This window comes from Streptomyces sp. BK340, from assembly GCF_007827595.1.
In the GTDB taxonomy this organism is placed as follows: domain Bacteria; phylum Actinomycetota; class Actinomycetes; order Streptomycetales; family Streptomycetaceae; genus Streptomyces.
The window spans coordinates 625,736-646,147 of the sequence record NZ_VISR01000001.1; the positions used below are offsets into that span (position 1 = coordinate 625,736).

Here is a 20,412-nt window from a genome sequence, read left to right on the forward strand (position 1 = left end):
CGGACTTCCCGCCTACGCTGCGGACCCATGACTGACAGGCAATCGAAGATCGCGGTGGTGACCGGCGCCGGCTCCGGCATCGGGCGGGCCGTCGCCGTCGAGCTGTTGCACGCCGGCTGGTCGGTGGCGCTGGCCGGCCGGCGCGTCGAGACGCTGGAGGAGACGGCGGCGCTGGTGCCCGGGGCGCCCTCGCTCGCCGTGCGCACCGACGTGTCCCGGCCCGAGGACGTGGAGGCGCTGTTCGCTGCGGCCGTGGACCGGTTCGGGCGCATCGACCTGCTGTTCAACAACGCCGGGACGTTCGGCCCGGGCGGGGTGCCGGTCGAGGAGCTGCCCTACGAGGCCTGGCGGCACGTGGTGGACACCAACCTCAACGGGGCGTTCCTGTGCGCGCAGGCGGCGTACCGGAGGATGAAGGAGCAGGACCCGCAGGGGGGCCGGATCATCAACAACGGATCCATCTCCGCCCACACGCCCCGCCCGCACTCGGTCGCCTACACCGCGACCAAACACGCGCTGACCGGCCTGACCAAGTCGCTGTCGCTGGACGGGCGGCCGTACCGGATCGCGGTCGGGCAGATCGACATCGGGAACGCGGCCACCGACATGACGGCCCGGATGCAGACCGGGGCACTGCAGGCGAACGGCGAGGTGGCCCCGGAACCGGTGATGGACGTGGCCGACGTGGCGCGCACCGTGCGGCACATGGCCGAGCTGCCGCTGGAGGCGAACGTGCAGTTCGCGACGGTCCTGGCGACGGCGATGCCGTACGTCGGACGAGGCTGAGGACAGGGCTCGGGACCGACCCCGCGGCGGGGCGGAATCGAACCCCCCAAGTTACACAAACGGAATTTCAACGTCCGCCCTATTGCGGCCCGTCGGCCGCATATGCTCAACTTTCCTCCACAAGAACTTCACACTTGGAGTACGGGGGTTCCGTAGCCACACCGAGGGGGGAGTCGGCAGTCGTTCCACCGGACCGGAGTTGGGGGTGGACCTCGCGTGGGACCGCGGGGTACGCACCGGTCGGTGGAACGGCTGCCGCTGTCTCGGTCCGGTGTCTCAGCGGCGGTGCCGTGGACCCGACCCGGGATCCGGCTCCACATCGGCCAGAGTCTCTTCAGCCCCGGCCTCTTCAGCCCGGGCCTCTTCTGCCCGGGCAGTCCTGGCCCGGGCGGCCTCGGCCCGGGCCGCCTTGGCACGCACCACGCGTCGCCGCAGCGCCCACGCACCCGCTCCCAGCAGTGCCGCCGTCCCGGCCGCGCCCTCCAGCAGCCGCCACGACGAGGGGTGCCCGGACGACGCCGAGCCGGGAGCACCGGCCGCGGCCCGCCCCGGCTTCCCCTGGGGCGCCGGGCTCGCGCTCGCCCCGCCCTCGCTGACCGGCTCGACGAGCGTGCCCACGGCCTGCGCCGAACGCCCGGCCCCGAAGCCCCAGTCGAGCAGCGCGGCGGTCTGCTCGTAGACGGCGTTGCTGCCCTCGGCCGGATGCATCACGGTGACCAGCAGGGTGCGGCCGCCCCGGGTGGCCGCCCCGGTGAAGGTGTTGCCGGCATGGCTGGTGTAGCCGTTCTTCACGCCGATCAGACCGTCGTAGGTGTGCAGCCCCCAGGCACCCGTGAGCAGGCGGTCGGTGTTCTGGATCTGGAAGGTCTTCTTGCCGCCGGCCGGGAAGTCGGCGGTCCTGGTGCCGCAGTAGCCGCGGAAGTCGGCGTCCTTGAGGCCGTGCCGGGCGAAGAGCGTGAGGTCGTACGCCGAGGAGAGCTGGCCCTTGTGGTCGAAGCCGTCGGGGCTCACCACATGGGTGTCCAGGGCCTGCAGGTCCTCGGCCAGGGCCTGCATCTCGGCGACCGTCTTGGCCACGCCCCCGTTCATGTGCGCGAGCACGTGCACGGCGTCGTTGCCGGAGCGCAGGAACACGCCCTGCCACAGCTGCTCCACGGTGTAGGTGATGCCGGGCTTGACGCCGACGAGGCTGGAGCCGGCCGGGATGTCGGCGAGGTCGGCGTCGGTGACCTTGTACCGCTCGGTCCGCTCGAACTTCTTCAGCACGGTGTCCGCGAACAGCATCTTCAGCGTGGACGCGGGCGCCAGGCGCCGGTGCGCGTCGAAGGAGGCGAGCACCTCGCCGGTCTCGGCGTCGGCGACCAGCCACGAGCGGGCGGTGAGCTTCTTGGGCAGGCCGCCGGCGCCGCGCACCTGGACTCCGCCACGGGCCAGCCGCTCACCGCCGATCACGGTCGCGGCGGAGGCGGGGGCGGCCACGGACAGGGGGAGGGCGGCGGCCGTCAGCCCGAGGGCGGCACGCCGGCTGAGCCGGGAACATTCACGCACCCGGGGACCGTACACCGCACCCAACAGGCATTTCCTGGCAGGAGGCCCTCCCAGGCATAGGAATTTGCTGTCTTATGAAAATTTGAACCCCCATCCTGCTTTCTCAGCTCTGACACATCCTTTACCCAGCGCGCTTCAAAGGTTCCTCCCTAGCTTGTGGCAGCGCCCACAGCGGGCGCCAAGAACCTTCGAGGAACGGGATGTTTGGCATCTATCTCAGGCGTGAGCTGAGCCGCCGCAAGAAGGCCGCTCTGGTCATCGCGATGGGTCTGGCGCTCGGTATCGCACTGGTCATCACCGTCAACTCGGTGTCGGCCGGTATGACGCAGGCGCAGGACAAGGTCCTGAAGTCGCTCTACGGCCTCGGCACCGACATGACGGTCACCAAGGCGCAGTCGGCCCCCAAGGCCGGCGGCTCGCAGGGCCCGGACTTCAAGTTCGACGCCAAGTCCAGCGGCAAGACCTCGCAGAGCTCGGACCGGGTGATGACACAGGGCGGTCAGGCCCTGAAGTCCTCACTGGTCGAGAAGGTCGCGGCGCAGAAGGGTGTGGCGAGCGCGGTGGGCGCCCTCTCCCTGAACGTCACCAAGGTCGACGGCTCCTTCACCCAGGGCAAGGCGAAGTCGTCCACATCCTCCGGAAGCTCCCAGCAGCAGGGCGGCCCCGGCGGGGGAAGTGGCGGGCAGCCGCAGGTGCAGGGCGGCGGCGCCGACTTCAACGTCAACAGCTACTCGGTGGCCGGCGTCGACGTCACCGACCAGGCCCTCGGCCCGCTGGCCACGATGAAGGTCACCTCCGGGAAGACCTTCACCTCGGCACAGACCGACGCGAAGGCGGCGGTCGTCAGCAAGTCGTACGCCAAGGAGAAGAAGTACAAGGTCGGCTCGCCCTTCAAGATCTCCGGCACCACGTTCACGGTCATCGGCATCGCCACCCCGGACAGCAGCGAGTCCACCACCGACGTCTACCTGCCGCTGAAGCAGGCCCAGTCGCTCGGTGACGCCAAGAACAAGGTCACCACGATCTACGTCAAGGCGACCGACTCCAAGCAGATCTCCACCGTCAAGAAGACGATCCGGAGCAACATCTCGGGTACGACGGTCACCACCTCCTCCGACCTCGCCTCCACCGTCTCCGGCTCGCTGTCCACGGCCTCGAACCTGGCCGGCAGCGTCGGCAAGTGGCTCTCGATCACCGTCCTGGTCGCCGCGTTCCTGGTGGCCGCGCTGCTCACCTCCTCGGCCGTGTCCCGGCGGGTGCGCGAGTTCGGCACGCTGAAGGCGCTCGGCTGGCCGAGCCGCAAGGTGACCCGGCAGGTGGTCGGCGAGTCCATGGTCAACGGCCTCATCGGCGGCGGCCTCGGCATCGCCCTGGGCCTCGCGGCCGCCTACACGGTCACCGCGATCAGCCCGAAGCTGCAGGCCGAGCTGGGCAGCAGCGGCGGTGGCGGCATGGGCGGTGGCATGGGCGGCGGCCCCGGTGGCCCCGGTGGCCCCGGCCAACAGGCCACCAAGAACACCCTGGAGATCGCCCTGACCGCGCCCGTCTCCCTGACCACCATCGCCCTGGCCGTCGGCCTAGCGGTCGCCGGCGGTCTGATCGCCGGCGCCATGGGCGGCTGGCGCGCCTCCCGGATGCGCCCGGCCGACGCCCTGCGCAGCGTCTCCTGACCCGCTCTTCTGTCTCATCTTCTGTCTCACTCACGGAGCACCCATGTACAGACTCACCGGCGTCACCAAGCGGTACACGCGGGGCAAGGAGACGGTGGAGGCGCTGCGCGGCGTCGACCTCACCATCGCCGACGGCGACCAGCTGGTCATCCAGGGCCCGACGGGCGGCGGCAAGTCCACCCTCCTGCAGATGATCGGCGGCCTCGACCGCCCGTCGTCCGGCAGCGTCGAACTGGACGGCGTCGACCTCGCCACGATCAGCGAGGCCAAGCTGACCCGGCTGCGCGCCGAGAAGATCGGCATCATCTTCCAGGCGTTCAACCTCATCCCGACGCTGACCGCGCAGGAGAACGTCGAGACGGCCCTGGTCCCGCTCGGCGTCAAGCCGGACGAGCGCCGCGAACGGGCGGCCGAGGCGCTGCGCTCGGTGGGCCTCGGCGAGCGGCTCTCGCACGTCCCCTCGGAAATGTCGGGGGGCCAGCAGCAGCGCGTCGCCATCGCCCGCGCGCTGGTGAAGAACCCGAAGGTGCTGCTGGCCGACGAGCCCACCGGCAACCTGGACGAAGGCACCCGCGACGACATCATGGCCCTGCTGGAGGGCCTGTGGCGGGAGCACGGGCTGACCTTCGTCATGGTCACCCACGACTCGTCCATCGCCCGCCGCGCCCCGCGCCTGGCCACCATCAAGGCGGGGCAGATCACGCTCACGGAGCAGGGCGGCGGCGGGGCGGCACGGCAGCATGCGTCCGGCGGGCAGTCCCAAGGCCGGCATGCTTACGGCTGGCACACGCAGCAGGAACAGTACGCGCAGCAGCAGTACGGCGGTCACGGCTACTGACCCTTGGTCGTACACGGCCCGTCGGGGCCGCTCATCGCCCGAGCAGGCGGTCGATCTCGGCCAACTGCTCCGCGGTGAGCGGCCCCTTCGCGATCGCGCCGGCGTTGTCCTCGGCCTGGGCCACGGACCGGAAGCCAGGGATCGGCACGGTACGCGGGCTGCGCGCCCACAGCCAGGCCAGGGCGCCCTGGGCAGGGGTGCGGCCCTCACTGGTGAGGATGTCCCGCAGGGCCTCGACCCGGCTCACCCACTCGGGATCGGAGCCGGACCCGTCGCCCCCGAACCCCTGGAGCCAGGCGGGCGGCCTGCTCCGGATGTCCCCGGCTTCCAGGGAGGTGTGCCGCTTACCCGTCAGCAGCCCCATCGCGAGCGGGCTGCGGTTGATGCCGGCGAGGTCCAGCCGCTCGCACAGGGCCAGCATGTCGGGCGCGTCCTGCAGCACGTTGAGCGCGTGCTGCACGGCCGTGCAGTGCTCCCCCTCGGCGAAGACGGCGGCGCGGGCGGGGTCGTCGGTACTCCAGGCGTAGGCCCGGACGAGCCCCTCCTTGACGAACTCCTCGCAGATGTCACGGAGTTGAGAAGCCCGCTCCGGCTCGGCGTCGGAGAGGTGCAACTGGTAGAGGTCGACGTGGTCGGTGCCGAGGCGCCGCAGGGAAGCGGTCAGGGCCCGGCGGGCGTACTCCGGGGAGTCGTCGGCGCCGGTGAGGGTGCGGGTGTCCGGGTCGAAGACGTTGCCCCACTTGGTGGCGACGACGACCTGGTCCCGGCGCTTGCCCAGCGCACGGCCCAGGACCTCCTCGCTGTGCCCGGTGCCGTAGACGTCGGCGGTGTCGAAGAAGGTGACGCCCAGGTCGAGGGCACGGCGGACGGCCCGTACCGACTCCTCGTCGTCGACCTTCCCCCACCCGAGGGGCTGCCCGTCGGGTGTCTGCCACTCACCGCCGATGGCCCAGCACCCGAAGCCGAGCGCGCTGACCTCGATACCGCTGCGTCCCAGTGTCCTGCTGGTGGTCTCCATGCCGCGGAACGCTAGGAGTTGGAGCGCACACGAGGGCAAGCGGTTGCGCACGTAACTTGTGCTGGAACTACGCCTGGCCGGTCTCGAACCGCGAGATGCTGCCGTCGTCCTCGATCTCGAAGTGCCACTTGGTGCGCATCTCGCCCCAGGCGTCGTTGCGGTAGCGGGCGATGAGGTCGCGGCCGCCGCGGGACTCGTTGTCGACGTCGATGTGGCCGTTGGAGGAGAAGATCTCCTGGTCGATCCACTCGGCGAGGTCGCGGTCGGAGCCGTCGTCGGACATCGTCGCGCCCGGCGACAGGAGGGACATGAAGCCCTCGCGGTCGCGCGAGTTCACGGCGTTGACGAAGGCCCGGACGGACGGATCGCTGAGCTTGGCTGGCTGAATCGTCATGGCGTCAGACTCACACCGCTCCCCCGCACCCGCCACCCGAACGCCCTCCACGACAGGCCCGCACGAGCGCCGGATGCGACGGTGAAAGGGGACTTCATAGGCGCTGACAGGAGTGACGACCGTGACCTGTTACGACCGACGTGATCTGGGCCTGCTGCTGCTCCGGCTGGGGACGGGCGGGGTGCTCGTCGCCCACGGCTCGCAGAAGCTGTTCGGCTGGTTCGGCGGCCACGGCCTGGAGGGCACGGGCCAGTTCATGGAGTCCGTCGGCTACGCGCCCGGCAAGGCGAGCGCGACGGCGGCGGGCCTGGCGGAGGCGGGCGGCGGCACCTTGCTGGCGCTGGGCCTGGCGACCCCGGCGGCGGGCGCGGCGGCGGCCGGCGCGATGGCCGGGGCGGCGGCGGTCCACAAGCCCAACGGCTTCTTCGCCCAGGAGGGCGGCTACGAGTACGCGGCGACCCTGGGCCTGTGCGCAGCCGGCCTGGCCATCGCGGGCCCGGGCCGCCTCTCCCTCGACCACGCGTCCGGGCATGTTTTCGACCGGGGGTGGATGGTGCCGCTGGCGCTGGGAGTGACGGCGGCGGCCACGGCGGTCGTGGTGGGGGCGCGGAACCGTCGGGTCCGGCAGAAGACGGAGGGCGAGCAGGAGGTGCTGTTCGAGGACTAGCCCTGTCCGGGGCATGAGGTGCTGTTCGAGAACTGGCCCACCTGGGGGCATGCCAAGCTTCTGGGCATGAGCGACCAGGACATCTCCCCCGCCCTCTGGCCGACGATCGACGAACTCTGGGACCGCCTGGAGGCGACTCGCAGGCACGCCGGCCCGGAGGGCGTACTGCTCCGCATCCTCAAGTTGTCGGAGGAGGTGGGCGAGGTGGCCGAGGCGGTGATCGGCGCGACGGGCCAGAACCCGCGTAAGGGGGTCACCCACACGTGGGAGGACGTCCAGTCCGAACTGTGCGATGTGGCGATCACGGCGCTGGTGGCGCTGCGGACGCTGACGCCGGAGGCGCGAGAGGTCTTCGACGCCCACTTGAAGGGTGTGCGGGAACGACCGCTGACTCCTCCTGTCTGAGCACGCGCCCACGGCTGCCCTCGGCCAACGAGGCAGCCCCGCACTGTAAGCCTGATCGGCAGCGTCATCGAGAGGTGTCGAGGGAGCGTGCCCCGGGGTCAGGGCACGGACTGGAGGTGGCCGCTGGTGATGACGCCGTCGCTGACGTTGTAGATGCCGGTGAACCGTTTGACGGAACCGTCGGTCTGGGTCGCTGTCAGGTCGACGGAGGACTGGGTCGGGCCTGTGTCCTGCGCGGTGACGGCGTCGTGGGTGGTGGTGGCGAAGCCGTGGACGAACGAGGCGAAACTGCCGCCGAGGTTGTCGCCGCCGAGTTTCCAAGCCGTGGTGTAGTCCTGTTTGTTGATGGCGGCGTAGTAGGCAAGGACGATGCCGGAGGGGCTGGTCGCGGAGGCCGATTCCGAGGGACTCTTGGGAGAGGACGTCCCAGGGGAGAGCGACGGACTCGGTGTCGGCGGGATGGTGGTTGCCGCGGAGGCAGGCACTGGGCTGGTGACAGCAGGGGCGGGCGTGGTGGGGAGGGCGCGTGGGCGCTGCGTGTGGGCGTGGCTCGGGTGGTCGTTCGGTAGTAACCAGTGCACGACACCGATGGTGATGCCGGTTGCTGCGACGACCGCTGCGACTGCCGGCAGCCAGGCACTGCGGATGCGGAAGCCGCCGCCTCGTGGGGGCAGTGCGTGGACGCCGTGGCTGCTCGGCCCGGGGGCGACGGAGCCGGCTGTTGATCCCTCTTTTCGGAGGGGGGCGAGCCGGTCGTACGCCGGCCCGGCGCTGACGGTCCTGGCGTCGGCGAGCGCGGTGCGCTCCGCTGAGGGCGATGGGAGTGTGGACGCCTCCGTCACTTCCTCGCGGCTGACGTCACGGCCGTCGGTCGCAGGTGCGGCTCGCTGTCTGAGTGTGTCGGGGTGAAGGGTGTGCGCCGGCGGGGTGCCGTCGGGCGCGGCCGTGCCCAGTGCCGCCGCCGCGCTCAGCGCCGCGGCGGCGAGCTTGGCCGCCGGGTCGGCGAGGTGCAGCGTGACGTCGGGCACGGGCACCGTACCGGAGGCAGACGCAGGGATCTCCCGCGCGGCGGGCAGGCGGAACGTCGCGTCGTCCGGCGGTACGAGCGCTCCCAGCGCGGCCGCCTCCTCGGGGCGGTCACAGACGAAGGCCGTCAGTCCCAGCTCGGTGCGCACCCGGTCGGCCGCACCCGGGAGCAGCGCGGCCTGCCCGGTGAGGTAGACCGCGGCGAGTCGTCCCGGCCCCAGGGCCGCGTGATCGATGCCGGACGCGCTCTCGTCGATCACCCGGCGGCGGGCCTGGTCGAGTCGGCCGGGCCCGGCATCGTCCGGCGTCATGCCCGGGAAGATGTCCTGGGCCACCGGCTGCAGGCCGGTGGCCGTATGGCTCTGCACGGAGACCTCGGCGGACTTGCGGCGCGCATCGTAGACGGCGAGGCAGGCCCCCTCCGGCAGGGCGAGCCGGGCGCGGAAGTACCTGGCCAGCGCCGACACGCCCGACGTGAAATGTGGATCGGGCAGATCCGCGGCGCGCGCCTGAAGCTGCGCCTGGCTGAACTCCGCCTCCGTCCAGCCGAGCGGGTGCACGATCACCAGTCCGGCGACCGTGTGACCGCGGGCCGCGGCCGTCTCGGCCGCGGTGCGAAGCAGTTGCTCAGCCGTGGCCACCGGGCCGTTCAGGTCCAACGCCGTGATCCGTCCGTGCGCCGCGATGGCGGCGCACGGACGGAGTGCGGTGGCATCCACGGCGAGCTTCCACTGAGCCATCGCGCTCGTCCCCCCAGAGTGGTCGATGGTGTCGGCGGCCTCAGCCGCCGAAGAGCCTGAGGACGACCGCCTGCAGTTTCGCCAGCGAGTCGACCAGGGTGGTGGCACTCGCGGCCAGGGTGCCGCCGGCCGTGGTCAGCGAGGTCGCCGAGGTCAGGGCGTCCACCGCGAAGGAGAGGTGACGCCGGATCACACCGGGCCGCGGTTCCTCCTGAACCACCTCGTCCCCCACCCGGTCGAGCGAGCAAAGGGCCTCGTCCGCCTCGTCGTCCGGGAGGGTGCCGGCGCCCGTCTCCCGCAGCCGCGCCAGATCGTCGCGTACGGCCTGGAGCGCGGTGAGCAGGTCAGCGACGGTGACCTGCTCGGGCAGGGTGGGCGGGGTGGCGAAGTGCTGGGTGAGGGTGTTGCGCTCCCCGACAGCCTGGTTGCCCTGGTTGGGGGAGTCGATGTTGACGATGCCGGGCTGGTGCTGCCAGCCCGGTGCGGTCGGGTCGGGATGCACGAAGCTCCTCCACGCGGGGGATCGAATCAAGGGACCTTGGTCTGGCGCAGGTTGTTGACCCGGCCGACGGCCTGGTTGCCGGAGTTGGGCGAGTTGACGTTCTGGATCCCGGTGCTGATGTTCATGTTCCCGGCGACGAGCAGCTGGACAGCCTGCTCGAACTCCGAGGTGTCGTACCCCGCACGCCGTAGCTCCGCGAGGACCGCGGTGAAGGCCCGCTCGCGGATGCTGGTGAAGAACCTGCGCACGTCCAGCTCCTGGAAGAGCTGCTGGTAGTACGGCTCGGCACCGAGCTCGCGCAGGCTGACCTGGGGGCTGTGGTCGACCGGCCGACCGAGCTCGTGCATCCGCCGGTACCAGCGGCGGCGGGCGGCGGTACGGACCGCCGACCGGAGTATCGCCCAGGGCTCCACGGCGGCGGTGCACACGTCCAGGGCGAAGGAACGCACCGCGCGCCACAGCGCGTGGCCGCCGTCCTCCAGCGGACGGGGAGGCAGGATGTCGTCCACCACACGGTATCGCTCGGCCACCGGCGGCAGGAGGAAGGCCAGGCCCTCTACCTGGAGCAGGCCGCCCTGGACGTTGGCACGCAGGAAGAGCGCCGCGACCAACTGACGCTGCCACAGCTCGGCGCGCACCTCGAGGAAGTGCCGGATCCGCTCGTGCGATCCGAGGTCCAGCAGGTCGGCCCAGGCAGGCGCGAGTGTCTGCACACCGGATACCGGGTCGGCGACGCTGAGGGCGCCGTACCAGTTCTCGGGCGCGTCCGGTCGTCGTCCGGCGCGGAAGACCCGGTCCCGCACCGTCAGATGGTGTAGGAAATCCCCAGGGTAGAGGTCACCCTGCGAGAGCTCGGCCACAGCCGCGGTGATGCTGCGGTGCAGGGTGGGAAGTTCGAGGGGTACCAGTGGGGCACTCCCGTTGCGCTGCTGTGTGCTGGGGCGCAGTTCGATGGGGAATGACCACCCCTCGTGCTCCAGACGCAGGCCGGCACCGACGAACGGGGAGAAGTCGCTGTAGAGAGTCTCCGCCTCGGCAGGGCGTTCCTGTAGGCGGGCGAAGACCGGCGAGAGACGTGTGGACTGCGGGCCGGGCTCGGTGCCGCCGGGCTCATGCAGGGCGGCCAGGTGGAGGTGCCGGCGGTAGCGCAGGACGGCGCCGATGGCGACCCACGCCAGCAGGAAGGCGGCGATGCCCAGCAGTGACGGGTTCCACGTTGCTCCTTGGGCCACCACTCCGCCCGAGTCCGGGGGCACTCCGGTGGTCGTTGAGGAGAGCCCTTGGCCGATGGCGGCGATCACCAGGAGGACCAGGCCGGCCGAGAAGAGGAGGCACAGGCCCAGAGCGGCCAGGCCTCGGCGGAGCAGCAGCCGCCAAAGGGTGCCCCGGTCGAATCTGCCCTTGCCGATGAACGGTCCGAACGACCAGGTGACGGCGCGGACGAGGAGCACCACGAGCAGGGCGAGGGCGAAGTCGGCACGGTCGGTGAGCAGTCCGACGAAGGCGACCAGGATGATCAGGCCGCCGGCCACCGCGCCCTCCCACCGCGCCCGCAGACATGCGGCGAGCACCGCCGCCATGTCGACCCCGGGCGACGCGGCCGGCACCCGGTGCTGCTCCTCCACCAGTTCTCTGATGGCCGCCTGACGGAACGTCCGGTCCAGGAAGGCCGCCGCGCACAGGTGCCGCGTCGCGTCCCCGCCGGGTGGTCCGGCCTGGTGTTCCAGCAGATCGCGCGCGTCTGCAGGACCGGGTCTCCCCGAAACGGTCCCCATTGGCATGCCCATAGGTCGGTACCCCCGCATCCCCATGGTGCGCACACGCGTGACGCACACAGAACAAATCGCCTGATCCCCGCGAAGAGGACGGGATCGGCCAACTCAGAGTAGAACTGATCTGTGGGCGCAGAGAGGGATTCGACGCACTTTCCGTCCCAGATGGAAACCGCGACGCCGAGTGGGGTCCTATGGCGACGCTTTCACGCACCACTGATCTGACGGGACACCAGATCCTTTATGAAAAACCGGTGTTGGGACGGGTTCTTCGGCAGGAAGGCACTGGAGCGCCTGTCTGCCACAGGCCGTGGCGGTGCAGCCGATCGCGTATACCGGGCAGGAACCGGGAGTCGGCGGCGGTGACCTGAGCGGTCGCCACGTCCGTGCTCACGTTGACGCCGTCGGCCGTGCAGGTGCGCAAGCGAGGGTCCGTGGTCCTCAGTACCGGATCTCGACGACGCGCCCTTCCACGTCCAGCTCAGGCATCTCAGGAATCCGCCCCGCGACCCCCAGCCCGATCCGGTGCGCCGACCAGGCCGCCGCAGCGGCATCGAGGACATCGTCCACAGGAACACGATCCGCCTCGCCGAGTTCATCCGGCAGCACGATCCCAGCTGCGGCCAGCAACCGGCGACGTGCATTCTGCCCACGCCACGTCTTCTTGGCGTGATCCAACGGCACCCCTCCCGCCAGGGCGAAGAAGGACACCTCGGGGTGCACCTCATGGATCCGCTCGTCGGCGAGCCAGCACGCGCGGGCCTCGAGGAGTTTCGGAGCGAGAGCCCACGCCTGTCGGCTCAGTCGGTGGCCGGTGAGTTCATGGCAGCGGTCGCCGGCCGAGAGGTAATCCGGTTCCCGCCATGCCGGGCGCGGTGCCACGAGGAAGACACTGTTGCGCCGTGCTCCGAGGAGCGCCCTCGCGCCGAGATCAGCCGCGCGCCAGCCCTTCTCGATCAGGCCCAGCGGCATGTCCACCGCGATCGCCTCTGCCCCGGCGGCACGCTTGATCAGTACATCGAGACGGAGGCCCACGAGGCTGCCCGCGAACGTGCCGTCCGTGAGTCTGATCCCTGTCCACCCCGGCCTGCCGCAGGCATCGACCCCCAGGACTTCCATCCCGCCTCGCCTCTCGCGCAGGAGGAACAAGAAGGAGAGGCAGACGAGTCGGGCTGTACGCCGGGTTCTGTTCCCCGGGTTCCTCGCGGAGCCCAGGGCGACGGCCATCCATCTAGGGCCGACGTTGCCGCCGGCCTCGTGCGGTCTACCCGCGGACTCGGGCGGGCAGCCCTCGAACGTCCGCGCAGAGCCGCCTTTTACAGCGGCTCCTCTTGACCTTGCTCCGGGTGGGGTTTACCTAGCTGCCCAGGTCACCCTGGGCACTGGTGGTCTCTTACACCACCGTTTCACCCTTACCGAGGGCCGAAGCCCCCGGCGGTTTGCTTTCTGTGGCACTGTCCCGCGGGTCACCCCGGGTGGCCGTTAGCCACCACCCTGCCCTGTGGAGCCCGGACGTTCCTCGGGAAGCCCCCCTAGGGGGACTCCACGCGGCCGTCCGCCCGGCTCGTCTGCCGTGTCGACCATGGTACCGGGCGTGCGGGGCGGCGTGGGCCGGCGGTCGCCGTGGCCAGTACCGAGCCCGCCAGGATCAGGGTGAAGGCGATCAGGATGCCGGAGGTCAGCGGCTCGTTCAGGAACAGGGCTCCCGCCGCCACCGCCACCGCCGGGTTGACGTACGTGATGACCGTCGAGCGGGTCGGGCCGACCTCCTTGATCAGTTCCAGGAAGGCCACGAAGGCCAGCGCCGTGCAGATGACGCCCAGGCCGGCGAGGGAGGCCAGGACCTGGCCCGACGGCACGGTGGACGGCCAGGTGGCCGCTGCCGCGGGGGCGTAGACCAGGGCGGCCAGGGTCAGGCACGGGGCCGTGAGCTGGAGGGTGGGGACGTCCTTCAGCCATCGCGCGGCTATCAGCGGGGCCGTCGCATAGCCCAGGACGGTCAGCAGGACCTCGCCGAGCGAGCGTGCGTCGCCGCCGGTGAGGTGGGGAACGGTGAGGACCGCCACGCCTGCGAGGCCCAGGGCCAGGCCCGCGACCCGCCGTGCGCCGAGGCGTTCCGTGTCGCCGAAGAAGCGGGCGAGGAGGACTCCGACTATCGGTACGCCCGCTATCAGCAGGCCCGCCGTGGAGCTGGACAGGTGCCGTTCGGCGTCGGTGAGGGTGAACCACGGGCCGACGATCTCGATGCACGCGAACGCCAGCATGGGACGCCAGTGCGTGCGGACCACACTGATCAGGCGGCCCTGGCGGATCGCGAACGGGAGCAGGAGGAGCGCGCCGAGCGCACAGCGCGTGAACACCACCATGGCGGGAGACAGGTCACCCACCGCCACCTTGATCATCAGATAGGGAATGCCCCAGACCACTCCCATCAGGGAGAACAGGAACCAGCCACGTGCAGTCATGGGGTCGAGTTTCGGCTGTCCCCCGCCCAGGTGTCTTGAACGCTGTTGCGGTACGCCGCCGGGGTCACCCCCAGTACGCGGCGGAACCAGCGGGTGAGGTGCGCCTGGTCCGCGAAGCCCACCAGGCCCGCCACCTCGGCCGGGCGCAGTCCGGCCTCCAGCAGGGTGCGTGCCCGCGTCACCCGGTACTGGGCCAGCCAGGCGTACGGCGGTACCCCCATCGTCGTACGGAAGGCCCGCAGGAGCTGGTAGCGGGAGAGGCCGAGGTCGGCCGCGAGGTGGGAGAGGGAGGGCGGGGCCGTCAGTTCGTCCGCCAGACGGTCCCGGACCGTCAGGGCAAGGGTGGTGGCGCCCGGGATGTGGTGCGGGATCTGTCGTGCCGTGGAGTGGCGCTGGGACAGGGCCGTCAGGAGCCAGGGGAGGCGGGATTCGACTTCCAGGGGGTCGGGGCACGTGCTGAGTTCCGTGTGGGTCACGCGTAGGGCCCTGGCCAGTTCGGGGTCCTCCAGGAGCGGTTCGCGGAAGTGCGGGAGGGTGCCGAGGGTGCCGTCCGCCAGCAGGGACGGCTCCGCGTACAGGGCTCGGTAGGCGTAGCCGTCGGTGGGGGTGCCGGGGCCGCCGGTGTGCATCTCGCCCGGCTCGAGGACGACGATCGTGCCGGGGCCGGTGCGGATGTGGCCGCCGCGGTAGTCGATCACCTCGGAGCCGCCCACGCAGACGCCGATCGTGTACTCGTCGTGGGCGTGCGGGGCGTAGGTGTGCTGATGGAAGTTCGCGGTCAGGAGGTCGAGCGGGGGGCCGCAACGGCCCAGTCGCGCTCTCGTCCACAGCGCCTGTTCCGCCATCGCCCACTCCCCTGCCGTATTCCCTGCTAAGGGTGCAACGCCTTCAGGCCCCGCTTCCATGCCGCTTCCAGCTCGGCGTCGGCCGGAAACCGGCCGTGGATCTCCAGGATCACCATGCCGTGGGCGAAGGCCCAGGTCGCGCGGGCCAGGTCGAGGTCCCCGGCACAGGCCCGCAGGAGTGGCAGGGCGGCCCGGTCCTCCAGGCCTTCGGGGAGTTCGGTGCGCGGGAGGGGCTGTTCCGTGGCCAGGCAGTACAGGTGGGGGTGAGCGAGGGCGTAGGCGCGGTAGGCCCCGGCCAGCGCCTCCAGGGAGCCGGGGGTGTGGGTCTCGGCGGCTTCCAGGGCCTCGGCCGACTCGGTCAGCATCTGCGCCGTCAGCTCGACCTCTACGGCGTGCTTGTCGGGGAAGTGCTTGTAGAGGGACGGGGCCTTGATACCGAGGCGGTCGGCCAGGGCGCGCATGGTGAGGGCCGCGCCCCCCGACTCCTCCAGGAGGGCCCGCGCCGCCGTCGCGATCTCCCGTGCCCTCGGCGTCAGACGCTCAGCCACGCTGGAAGCCCTCCTTCGTCCGCAGTCCGTATCCGAAGGCGCGATCGTACGAGATGTGGGCCAGCCAGCCGCACAGGGCCGCGAATGCGGGGGCCCAGGCGAAGGGGCCGACCATGTACGCCGCCATCAGCGCCAGCGGGACCAGAGCCCGGTGCATCGCGTTGTAGTACGGCACCGCGCGCGGCGCCAGTTGGCCCTTCGCCATGTGGGGGGCGTCGTCCAGGGCGAACAGGAAGGTGAGGTCCGGCAGGACGAGGAAGACGAGCGCGAGGGTGCCGGCGAGCCAGCCGTGGTTCATGGCCTCCAGTACAGCGAAGGCCGACCAGAACAGGGCTGCCGCGAGCCAGGCCGTGCGGCGCAGGACGGTGAGGGGCGAAGTGGCGCTCGTGGTCGTGGCGGACATGGCTGCCTCCGGGGTCGTACGGCGTCGGGCCGGATTGGCTAACGCCGTTAGCCACGACGGTATGGCTAACGGTGTTAGCTGTCAACCGCCGACCGGCCGCAGCGCCCCGGGCCTGGAGCTCGGCGACAGCGCCCGGCCCGCCGCTTGACCCTGCCGCGACGTCAACGTCTGTACTTGGTCCCATGCGGATCGGAGAACTCGCCGCCACCGCCGGCGTCACGACGCGCGCGGTTCGGCACTACCACCACCTGGGCCTGCTGCCCGAACCCGAGCGGTTGTCCAACGGGTACCGGCACTACACCCTCCGGCACGCCGTCGTCCTCGCCCGGATCCGGCGGCTGACGGAGCTGGGGATGGGCCTGACCGAGGTGCGGGACGTGCTCGCCGACGACGCCGGCAAGGACCTGGTCGAGGTGCTCACCGAGCTGGACGAGGACCTGGCCCGGCAGGAGGCGGAGATCAGGGAGCGCCGGCAGCGGCTGCGGGCGCTCCTGGAGGCCGGGGAACTGCCCGCCGAGGGGCCGTTCTCGCCCGAGCTGACCGGGCTGCTCGCCGGCCTGCCGGGCAGCGACTCCCCCACGGCCGCCAAGGACCGCGAGATCCTCGCGCTGCTCGACACGGGTGCCGCGCCCGAGGAGCGGGAGCGGTTGCTGTCCGCCCTGCGCCGCGCCCTGGACGGCCCGGACGCCCTGGCGCGGGCGCAGGAGGCGTACGCGTTGCTCGACGCGCTCGCGGACGCCGCGCCGGACGACCCGCGCGTGGAGCAGGCCGCGCGGACGCTGGCCGGCCTGCTCCCCGCGGAACTGATGTCCGCGACCGACCTCGGCCCGGACAACGCCTTCCTGCACGCCCTGTACGCCGACTTCGCGCCTGCGCAGGCCGAGGTGATCCGGCGGGTCCTGCGGATCCTCGCCGGGGAACGGCCGTGAGGAGACGGGGATGGCTCACGCGGGTGTGAACAGGATCTTCGCGGTGCCCGGATCCGCCCGGGCGAGGCGGACCCGCAGGCGTTCGCCGAGCGGCAGGTGTTCGCCCTCGATCCGGCCGATCACGGCCGGGGACTCCAACTGCACGGTGCCGACGGCCGGTTCGTGGTCGGAGAGGTCCACCACGCAGCCGTCGAAGACGTCTCCTACCCGGCCCTTGAGCAGCGCGGCCTCGACGATGTCGACGCACTCCCGCTCGACCGTGCCCGCGCGGCGGGTGCCGTCGGCCATCTGCCGGGGCAGCGTGTCGAGCGCGGCGAGGACCCAGTCGGGCGGGGCGTGGCCGGCGGCGGCCGCGAGGCAGAGTTCGGCGGCGTAGCGGTCGGCGAGGCGGCGCAGCGGGGCGGTGCAGTGGGCGTAGGGGGCGGCGACGGCGGCGTGGGTGGTGATCGCGGGCAGGTTTCCGTCCCGGAAGACGGTGTAGCCGGCGCCGCGCAGCAGGGTCGTGCACTCCTGGAGGAAGGCCGCGTGGTGCGGGTCGTGCGGGTCGAGGGTGCGGATCAGCGCCGCGTACGACACGTGGTGCGGCCAGTCGATGTGCAGGGCGACCGCGGTGCGGCGCAGCCGGGCCACGGCGCCGTCGGGAGCGGCCGGCAGGGTGCGCAGGATGCCGGTGCCGGTGGCCACCATCAGGTCGGCCGCGGCCATGCCGGTGAGCAGGGAGATCTGGGCGTTCCAGCTGTCGGCGGGCAGCGGGGCGCGGAAGGCCAGCTCGTAGGTGTGGTCCCGTTCGGTGATCTCCTGCTCGGGGACGCCCAGCGAGATGCCGCCGCGCTCCGCCTCCAGGCGCTCCCGGGCCTGCCCGATCTCCCTGAGCAGCGCGACCGGTTCCTCGGCCGTGCCGCTGTCGATCTGCCGCTGCACGCCCGCGTAGTCGAGCTTCGCCCGGCTGCGGACCAGGGCCCGGCGCACGTCGACGGCGACGGTACGGCCCTCCCCGTCCAGGTCGATCGTCCACAGCACGGCGGGCCGGGTCCGGTCGGGCAGCAGGCTCCCGGCGCCCTCGCTGAGCACCGTGGGGTGCAGCGGGACCCGCTGGTCGGGGAAGTAGAGGGTGTTCACCCTCTTGTGCGCCTCCGCGTCCAGTGGTCCGCCGGGTGCGACGAAGGCGGCGACGTCGGCGATGGCGTACCGGACCCGGTAGCCGGTGCCCCGCCGGGAGAGGTGCGTCGCCTGGTCGAGGTCGGTGGAGCCGGGCGGGTCGACGGTGAAGAAGGGGAGGTCCGTGGCGTCGTACGACGGCAGGGTGGGTGCCTGCGCCGACCGCTCGGCCTCCGCCTGGACCTCGGCCGGGAAGGCCTCCGGTACGCCCAGTTCGGCGCGGAGCGCGGCAAGGGCGGCCCGGAGAGGTGCCTTGGGGGCGCCGGTCACGCGGATCTTGCGGCAGGGCATGTGTCGAGCGTAGGTCGAAGGGGCTGGGGCAGCACCCCGTACCCTGGCGCAGAACCGGAGAGAAGGAGTAGTACCCGTGCTTGTCCTGCTGCCGCCCTCGGAAGGCAAGGCGTCCTCGGGCCGTGGCGCCCCGCTGAAGCCGGAGTCGCTGTCCCTGCCAGGGCTGACCGACGCGCGGGAGGCCGTCCTCGCGGAGCTGGTCGAGCTGTGCGCCGGCGACGAGGACAAGGCGCGCGAGGTGCTCGGGCTGAGCGAGGGGCTGCGCGGCGAGGTCGCGAAGAACGCCGGACTGCGTACGGCCGGGGCGCGGCCCGCCGGGGAGATCTACACGGGTGTGCTGTACGACGCCCTCGACCTGGCTTCCCTCGACGCGGCCGCGAAGAAGCGGGCCGCACGGTCCCTGCTCGTGTTCTCGGGGCTGTGGGGCGTGGTCCGCGTGACCGACCGCATCCCCTCCTACCGGTGCTCGATGGGTGTGAAGCTGCCGGGGCTCGGGGCGCTGGGCGCCCACTGGCGGACGCCGATGGCGGCGGTGCTGCCCGAGGTCGCCGGGGACGGGCTGGTCCTGGACCTGCGGTCCGCCGCGTACGCGGCCGCGTGGAAGCCGAAGGGCGAGGTGGCCGGGCGTACGGCGACCGTGCGGGTGCTGCACGCGCCGACCCGGAAGGTCGTCAGCCACTTCAACAAGGCGACGAAGGGGCGGATCGTACGGAGCCTGCTGTCGGACGGAGCCGCGCCGAAGGGGCCGGCCGAACTGGTGGAGGCGCTGCGGGACCTCGGGTACACCGTGGAGGCCCAGTCGCCGGCGAAGGCGGGGCAGGCGTGGTCGCTGGACGTGCTGGTGGAGGAGATCCACTGAGCCCTCTCTGAGGGCACCCCTCTTGGCGTTGCAGCATGCGCAATGTCTTTTGCGCACCCTGCATCAGGTCTGCAGGATGAGCGGCATGCCCTCGTCTGTGCTGGACCTCGCGTCCGTCGTGCCCGTCGTCGTCGTCGAGGACGCCGCCGATGCCGTACCGCTCGCCCGTGCGCTGGTGGCGGGCGGACTGCCCGCGATCGAGGTGACGCTGCGGACACCGGCCGCGCTGGACGCGATCCGGGCGGTCGCCGCCGAGGTGCCGGACGCGGTGGTCGGGGCGGGGACGGTCATCGCGCCGGAGCAGGTGGGTGAGTGTGTGGCGGCCGGGGCCCGGTTCCTGGTCAGTCCCGGGTGGACGGACGCGCTGCTGACGGCGATGCGGGCGTCCGGGGTGCCGTTCCTGCCGGGGGTGTCGACCACCTCGGAGGTGGTGGCGCTGCTGGAGCGCGGGGTGCGGGAGATGAAGTTCTTCCCGGCGCAGGCGGCGGGCGGTACCGCCTATCTGAAGTCGCTGGCCGGTCCGCTGCCGCAGGCCCGCTTCTGTCCGACGGGCGGGATCGGGCCCGCGACCGCGCCGGAGTATCTGTCCCTGCCCAACGTCGGCTGTGTGGGCGGGAGCTGGATGGTCCCGGCGGATGCGGTGGCCGCCGGGGACTGGGCCCGGGTCGAGGAGCTGGCGCGGGCCGCCGCCGGGCTCAGGGACGCAGGTGGGACGTGTCGTTGAACAGCCGCACGCTCGCGTTGCCGTCCGCGTAGTACGCCACCGCCGACAGGGAGGCGGCGGAGAGTTCCATGCGGAACAGCGACTCGGGCGGGGCGCCCAGGGCGAGCCGCACCAGGGTCTTGATCGGGGTGACGTGGGTGACCAGCAGGACCGTGCGGCCCGCGTGGGCCGCGACCAGCTTCTCCCTGGTGGCCTCCATCCGGGTGGCGGTCTCCGCGAAGCTCTCGCCGCCGCCGGTGGGGTGGGCCTCGGGGTCGGCCAGCCAGGCGTTCAGGTCTTCGGGGTGGCGCTCGCGGACCTCGCCGAAGGTGAGGCCCTCCCAGGCGCCGAAGTCGGTTTCCCGCAGGCCGTCCTCGATCGTGACGTCCAGGCCGAGGCGGGCGGCGACGATGCCGGCGGTTTCGCGGGTGCGGGCGAGGGGGGAGGCGAGGATCGCCTGGATCGTCCCCCGCTTGGCGAGTGCCTCTGCCGCTCGGTGGGCCTGCTCGCGGCCGGCGTCCGAGAGGGAGGGGTTGGTGCCGCCGCTGCCGGAGAAGCGTTTCTGGGGGGTGAGCGGGGTTTCGCCGTGGCGGAGGAGGACGAAGGTGGCGGGGGCGCCCATGTCTGCGGCGGCGCTCCAGCCGGGGGTGGAGGGGCGCTGCTCACCGGACGTCGAGGGGTGCTGCTCGCTGGGGGTGACCGTGCGTTCCCCTCCGGCACTGGAAAGGTGCTGCTCGTCGGGGGCTGTGGGGCGCTGCTCACCGGACGTCGAGGGGTGCTGCTCGCTGGGGGTGACCGTGCGTTCCCCTCCGGCACTGGAAAGGTGCTGCTCGTCGGGGGCTGTG

General features: G+C 71.7%; 20 protein-coding genes, 1 other RNA gene and 1 pseudogene. 8 read left to right on the plus strand and 14 right to left on the minus strand.

The annotated features are described in order from the left end of the window. Positions 1-27: 27 nt before the first annotated feature. Entirely contained in the window at positions 28-786 is a 759-nt protein-coding gene (locus FB157_RS02920) for an SDR family oxidoreductase (protein ID WP_145875560.1), read from the plus strand. A 276-nt stretch (positions 787-1,062) separates the two neighbouring features. Here the strand turns inward: FB157_RS02920 and FB157_RS02925 are convergent, their stop codons facing one another. Continuing rightward, entirely contained in the window at positions 1,063-2,334 is a 1,272-nt protein-coding gene (locus FB157_RS02925; protein ID WP_186581309.1) for a D-alanyl-D-alanine carboxypeptidase family protein, read from the minus strand. Positions 2,335-2,534: 200 nt separating this feature from the next. Between FB157_RS02925 and FB157_RS02930 the strand changes: the two genes are divergently transcribed. Continuing rightward, a complete protein-coding gene (locus FB157_RS02930; RefSeq protein WP_145875563.1) occupies positions 2,535-4,004 on the plus strand; it encodes an ABC transporter permease in 1,470 nt (489 codons plus the stop codon). Between the two features lie 43 nt (positions 4,005-4,047). Beyond that, positions 4,048-4,842, plus strand: coding sequence for an ABC transporter ATP-binding protein (locus FB157_RS02935; RefSeq protein WP_261386130.1), 795 nt, complete (start codon positions 4,048-4,050; stop codon positions 4,840-4,842). 31 nt (positions 4,843-4,873) lie between these two features. Here the strand turns inward: FB157_RS02935 and FB157_RS02940 are convergent, their stop codons facing one another. Both FB157_RS02940 and FB157_RS02945 read right to left on the minus strand, forming a co-directional pair. Further along, a complete protein-coding gene (locus tag FB157_RS02940) occupies positions 4,874-5,860 on the minus strand; it encodes an aldo/keto reductase (RefSeq protein ID WP_145875565.1) in 987 nt (328 codons plus the stop codon). A gap of 67 nt (positions 5,861-5,927) precedes the next feature. Beyond that, on the minus strand, positions 5,928-6,254 hold the full coding sequence (locus FB157_RS02945) for a nuclear transport factor 2 family protein (protein ID WP_145875567.1): 327 nt from the start codon (positions 6,252-6,254) through the stop codon (positions 5,928-5,930). Between the two features lie 121 nt (positions 6,255-6,375). Between FB157_RS02945 and FB157_RS02950 the strand changes: the two genes are divergently transcribed. Continuing rightward, positions 6,376-6,921, plus strand: coding sequence for a DoxX family protein (locus FB157_RS02950; RefSeq protein ID WP_145875569.1), 546 nt, complete (start codon positions 6,376-6,378; stop codon positions 6,919-6,921). Between the two features lie 66 nt (positions 6,922-6,987). Then, a complete protein-coding gene (locus FB157_RS02955; protein WP_145875571.1) occupies positions 6,988-7,326 on the plus strand; it encodes a MazG-like family protein in 339 nt (112 codons plus the stop codon). A 98-nt stretch (positions 7,327-7,424) separates the two neighbouring features. Here FB157_RS02955 and FB157_RS02960 read toward each other — a convergent pair whose 3' ends face one another. The 9 genes and pseudogenes from FB157_RS02960 to FB157_RS03000 form a co-directional block, all read right to left on the minus strand. Then, positions 7,425-9,092, minus strand: a complete 1,668-nt coding sequence (locus FB157_RS02960; RefSeq protein WP_145875573.1) for a hypothetical protein — start codon at positions 9,090-9,092, stop codon at positions 7,425-7,427. Between the two features lie 40 nt (positions 9,093-9,132). Beyond that, positions 9,133-9,594: a hypothetical protein gene (locus tag FB157_RS02965; RefSeq protein WP_145875575.1), complete on the minus strand. Its 462-nt coding sequence runs from the start codon at positions 9,592-9,594 to the stop codon at positions 9,133-9,135. Positions 9,595-9,620: 26 nt separating this feature from the next. Continuing rightward, on the minus strand, positions 9,621-11,369 hold the full coding sequence (locus FB157_RS02970) for a hypothetical protein (RefSeq protein ID WP_145875577.1): 1,749 nt from the start codon (positions 11,367-11,369) through the stop codon (positions 9,621-9,623). A gap of 438 nt (positions 11,370-11,807) precedes the next feature. Then, entirely contained in the window at positions 11,808-12,485 is a 678-nt protein-coding gene (locus tag FB157_RS02975) for a DUF429 domain-containing protein (protein ID WP_145875578.1), read from the minus strand. A gap of 40 nt (positions 12,486-12,525) precedes the next feature. Beyond that, an RNA gene (gene rnpB / locus FB157_RS02980) (RNase P RNA component class A) lies at positions 12,526-12,933 on the minus strand. A gap of 118 nt (positions 12,934-13,051) precedes the next feature. Next, positions 13,052-13,831, minus strand: a pseudogene (locus FB157_RS49580) (DMT family transporter); the annotation flags it as partial. Then, positions 13,828-14,676, minus strand: a complete 849-nt coding sequence (locus FB157_RS02990) for an AraC family transcriptional regulator (RefSeq protein ID WP_145875580.1) — start codon at positions 14,674-14,676, stop codon at positions 13,828-13,830. The gene FB157_RS02990 and the pseudogene FB157_RS49580, both read right to left, overlap by 4 nt. A gap of 26 nt (positions 14,677-14,702) precedes the next feature. Next, positions 14,703-15,212: a TetR/AcrR family transcriptional regulator gene (locus FB157_RS02995; RefSeq protein WP_145875749.1), complete on the minus strand. Its 510-nt coding sequence runs from the start codon at positions 15,210-15,212 to the stop codon at positions 14,703-14,705. A gap of 4 nt (positions 15,213-15,216) precedes the next feature. Next, complete coding sequence (locus tag FB157_RS03000; protein WP_145875582.1) at positions 15,217-15,627, minus strand: DUF4260 family protein; 411 nt, start codon at positions 15,625-15,627, stop codon at positions 15,217-15,219. A 182-nt stretch (positions 15,628-15,809) separates the two neighbouring features. Between FB157_RS03000 and FB157_RS03005 the strand changes: the two genes are divergently transcribed. Further along, positions 15,810-16,556, plus strand: coding sequence for a MerR family transcriptional regulator (locus FB157_RS03005; RefSeq protein ID WP_145875583.1), 747 nt, complete (start codon positions 15,810-15,812; stop codon positions 16,554-16,556). Positions 16,557-16,571: 15 nt separating this feature from the next. Here FB157_RS03005 and FB157_RS03010 read toward each other — a convergent pair whose 3' ends face one another. Beyond that, entirely contained in the window at positions 16,572-18,005 is a 1,434-nt protein-coding gene (locus tag FB157_RS03010; protein WP_145875585.1) for an RNB domain-containing ribonuclease, read from the minus strand. Positions 18,006-18,081: 76 nt separating this feature from the next. Here FB157_RS03010 and yaaA point away from each other — a divergent pair, with 76 nt between their 5' ends. Both yaaA and eda read left to right on the plus strand, forming a co-directional pair. Beyond that, on the plus strand, positions 18,082-18,864 hold the full coding sequence (gene yaaA / locus FB157_RS03015; protein ID WP_145875587.1) for a peroxide stress protein YaaA: 783 nt from the start codon (positions 18,082-18,084) through the stop codon (positions 18,862-18,864). Between the two features lie 76 nt (positions 18,865-18,940). Then, entirely contained in the window at positions 18,941-19,588 is a 648-nt protein-coding gene (gene eda / locus FB157_RS03020) for a bifunctional 4-hydroxy-2-oxoglutarate aldolase/2-dehydro-3-deoxy-phosphogluconate aldolase (protein WP_145875589.1), read from the plus strand. Here the strand turns inward: eda and FB157_RS03025 are convergent. Continuing rightward, positions 19,560-20,412, minus strand: an 853-nt coding sequence (locus tag FB157_RS03025; RefSeq protein WP_145875751.1) for a bifunctional RNase H/acid phosphatase, incomplete at its 5' end; no start/stop codon positions are given. The genes eda and FB157_RS03025 overlap by 29 nt on opposite strands.

Excerpts from the sequence above, each read along its gene's own strand:
- FB157_RS02930 (WP_145875563.1), top strand. The coding sequence starts at position 2,535 with ATGTTTGGCATCTATCTCAGGCGTGAGCTGAGCCGCCGCAAGAAGGCC.
- eda (WP_145875589.1), top strand. The coding sequence starts at position 18,941 with ATGAGCGGCATGCCCTCGTCTGTGCTGGACCTCGCGTCCGTCGTGCCC.
- FB157_RS02955 (WP_145875571.1), top strand. The coding sequence starts at position 6,988 with ATGAGCGACCAGGACATCTCCCCCGCCCTCTGGCCGACGATCGACGAA.
- FB157_RS02960 (WP_145875573.1), bottom strand. The coding sequence starts at position 9,092 with ATGGCTCAGTGGAAGCTCGCCGTGGATGCCACCGCACTCCGTCCGTGC.
- FB157_RS02975 (WP_145875578.1), bottom strand. The coding sequence starts at position 12,485 with ATGGAAGTCCTGGGGGTCGATGCCTGCGGCAGGCCGGGGTGGACAGGG.
- FB157_RS03005 (WP_145875583.1), top strand. The coding sequence starts at position 15,810 with ATGCGGATCGGAGAACTCGCCGCCACCGCCGGCGTCACGACGCGCGCG.
- FB157_RS03010 (WP_145875585.1), bottom strand. The coding sequence starts at position 18,005 with ATGCCCTGCCGCAAGATCCGCGTGACCGGCGCCCCCAAGGCACCTCTC.
- FB157_RS02920 (WP_145875560.1), top strand. The coding sequence starts at position 28 with ATGACTGACAGGCAATCGAAGATCGCGGTGGTGACCGGCGCCGGCTCC.
- FB157_RS02970 (WP_145875577.1), bottom strand. The coding sequence starts at position 11,369 with ATGGGGACCGTTTCGGGGAGACCCGGTCCTGCAGACGCGCGCGATCTG.
- FB157_RS02940 (WP_145875565.1), bottom strand. The coding sequence starts at position 5,860 with ATGGAGACCACCAGCAGGACACTGGGACGCAGCGGTATCGAGGTCAGC.
- FB157_RS02945 (WP_145875567.1), bottom strand. The coding sequence starts at position 6,254 with ATGACGATTCAGCCAGCCAAGCTCAGCGATCCGTCCGTCCGGGCCTTC.
- FB157_RS03000 (WP_145875582.1), bottom strand. The coding sequence starts at position 15,627 with ATGTCCGCCACGACCACGAGCGCCACTTCGCCCCTCACCGTCCTGCGC.
- FB157_RS02935 (WP_261386130.1), top strand. The coding sequence starts at position 4,048 with ATGTACAGACTCACCGGCGTCACCAAGCGGTACACGCGGGGCAAGGAG.
- FB157_RS02990 (WP_145875580.1), bottom strand. The coding sequence starts at position 14,676 with ATGGCGGAACAGGCGCTGTGGACGAGAGCGCGACTGGGCCGTTGCGGC.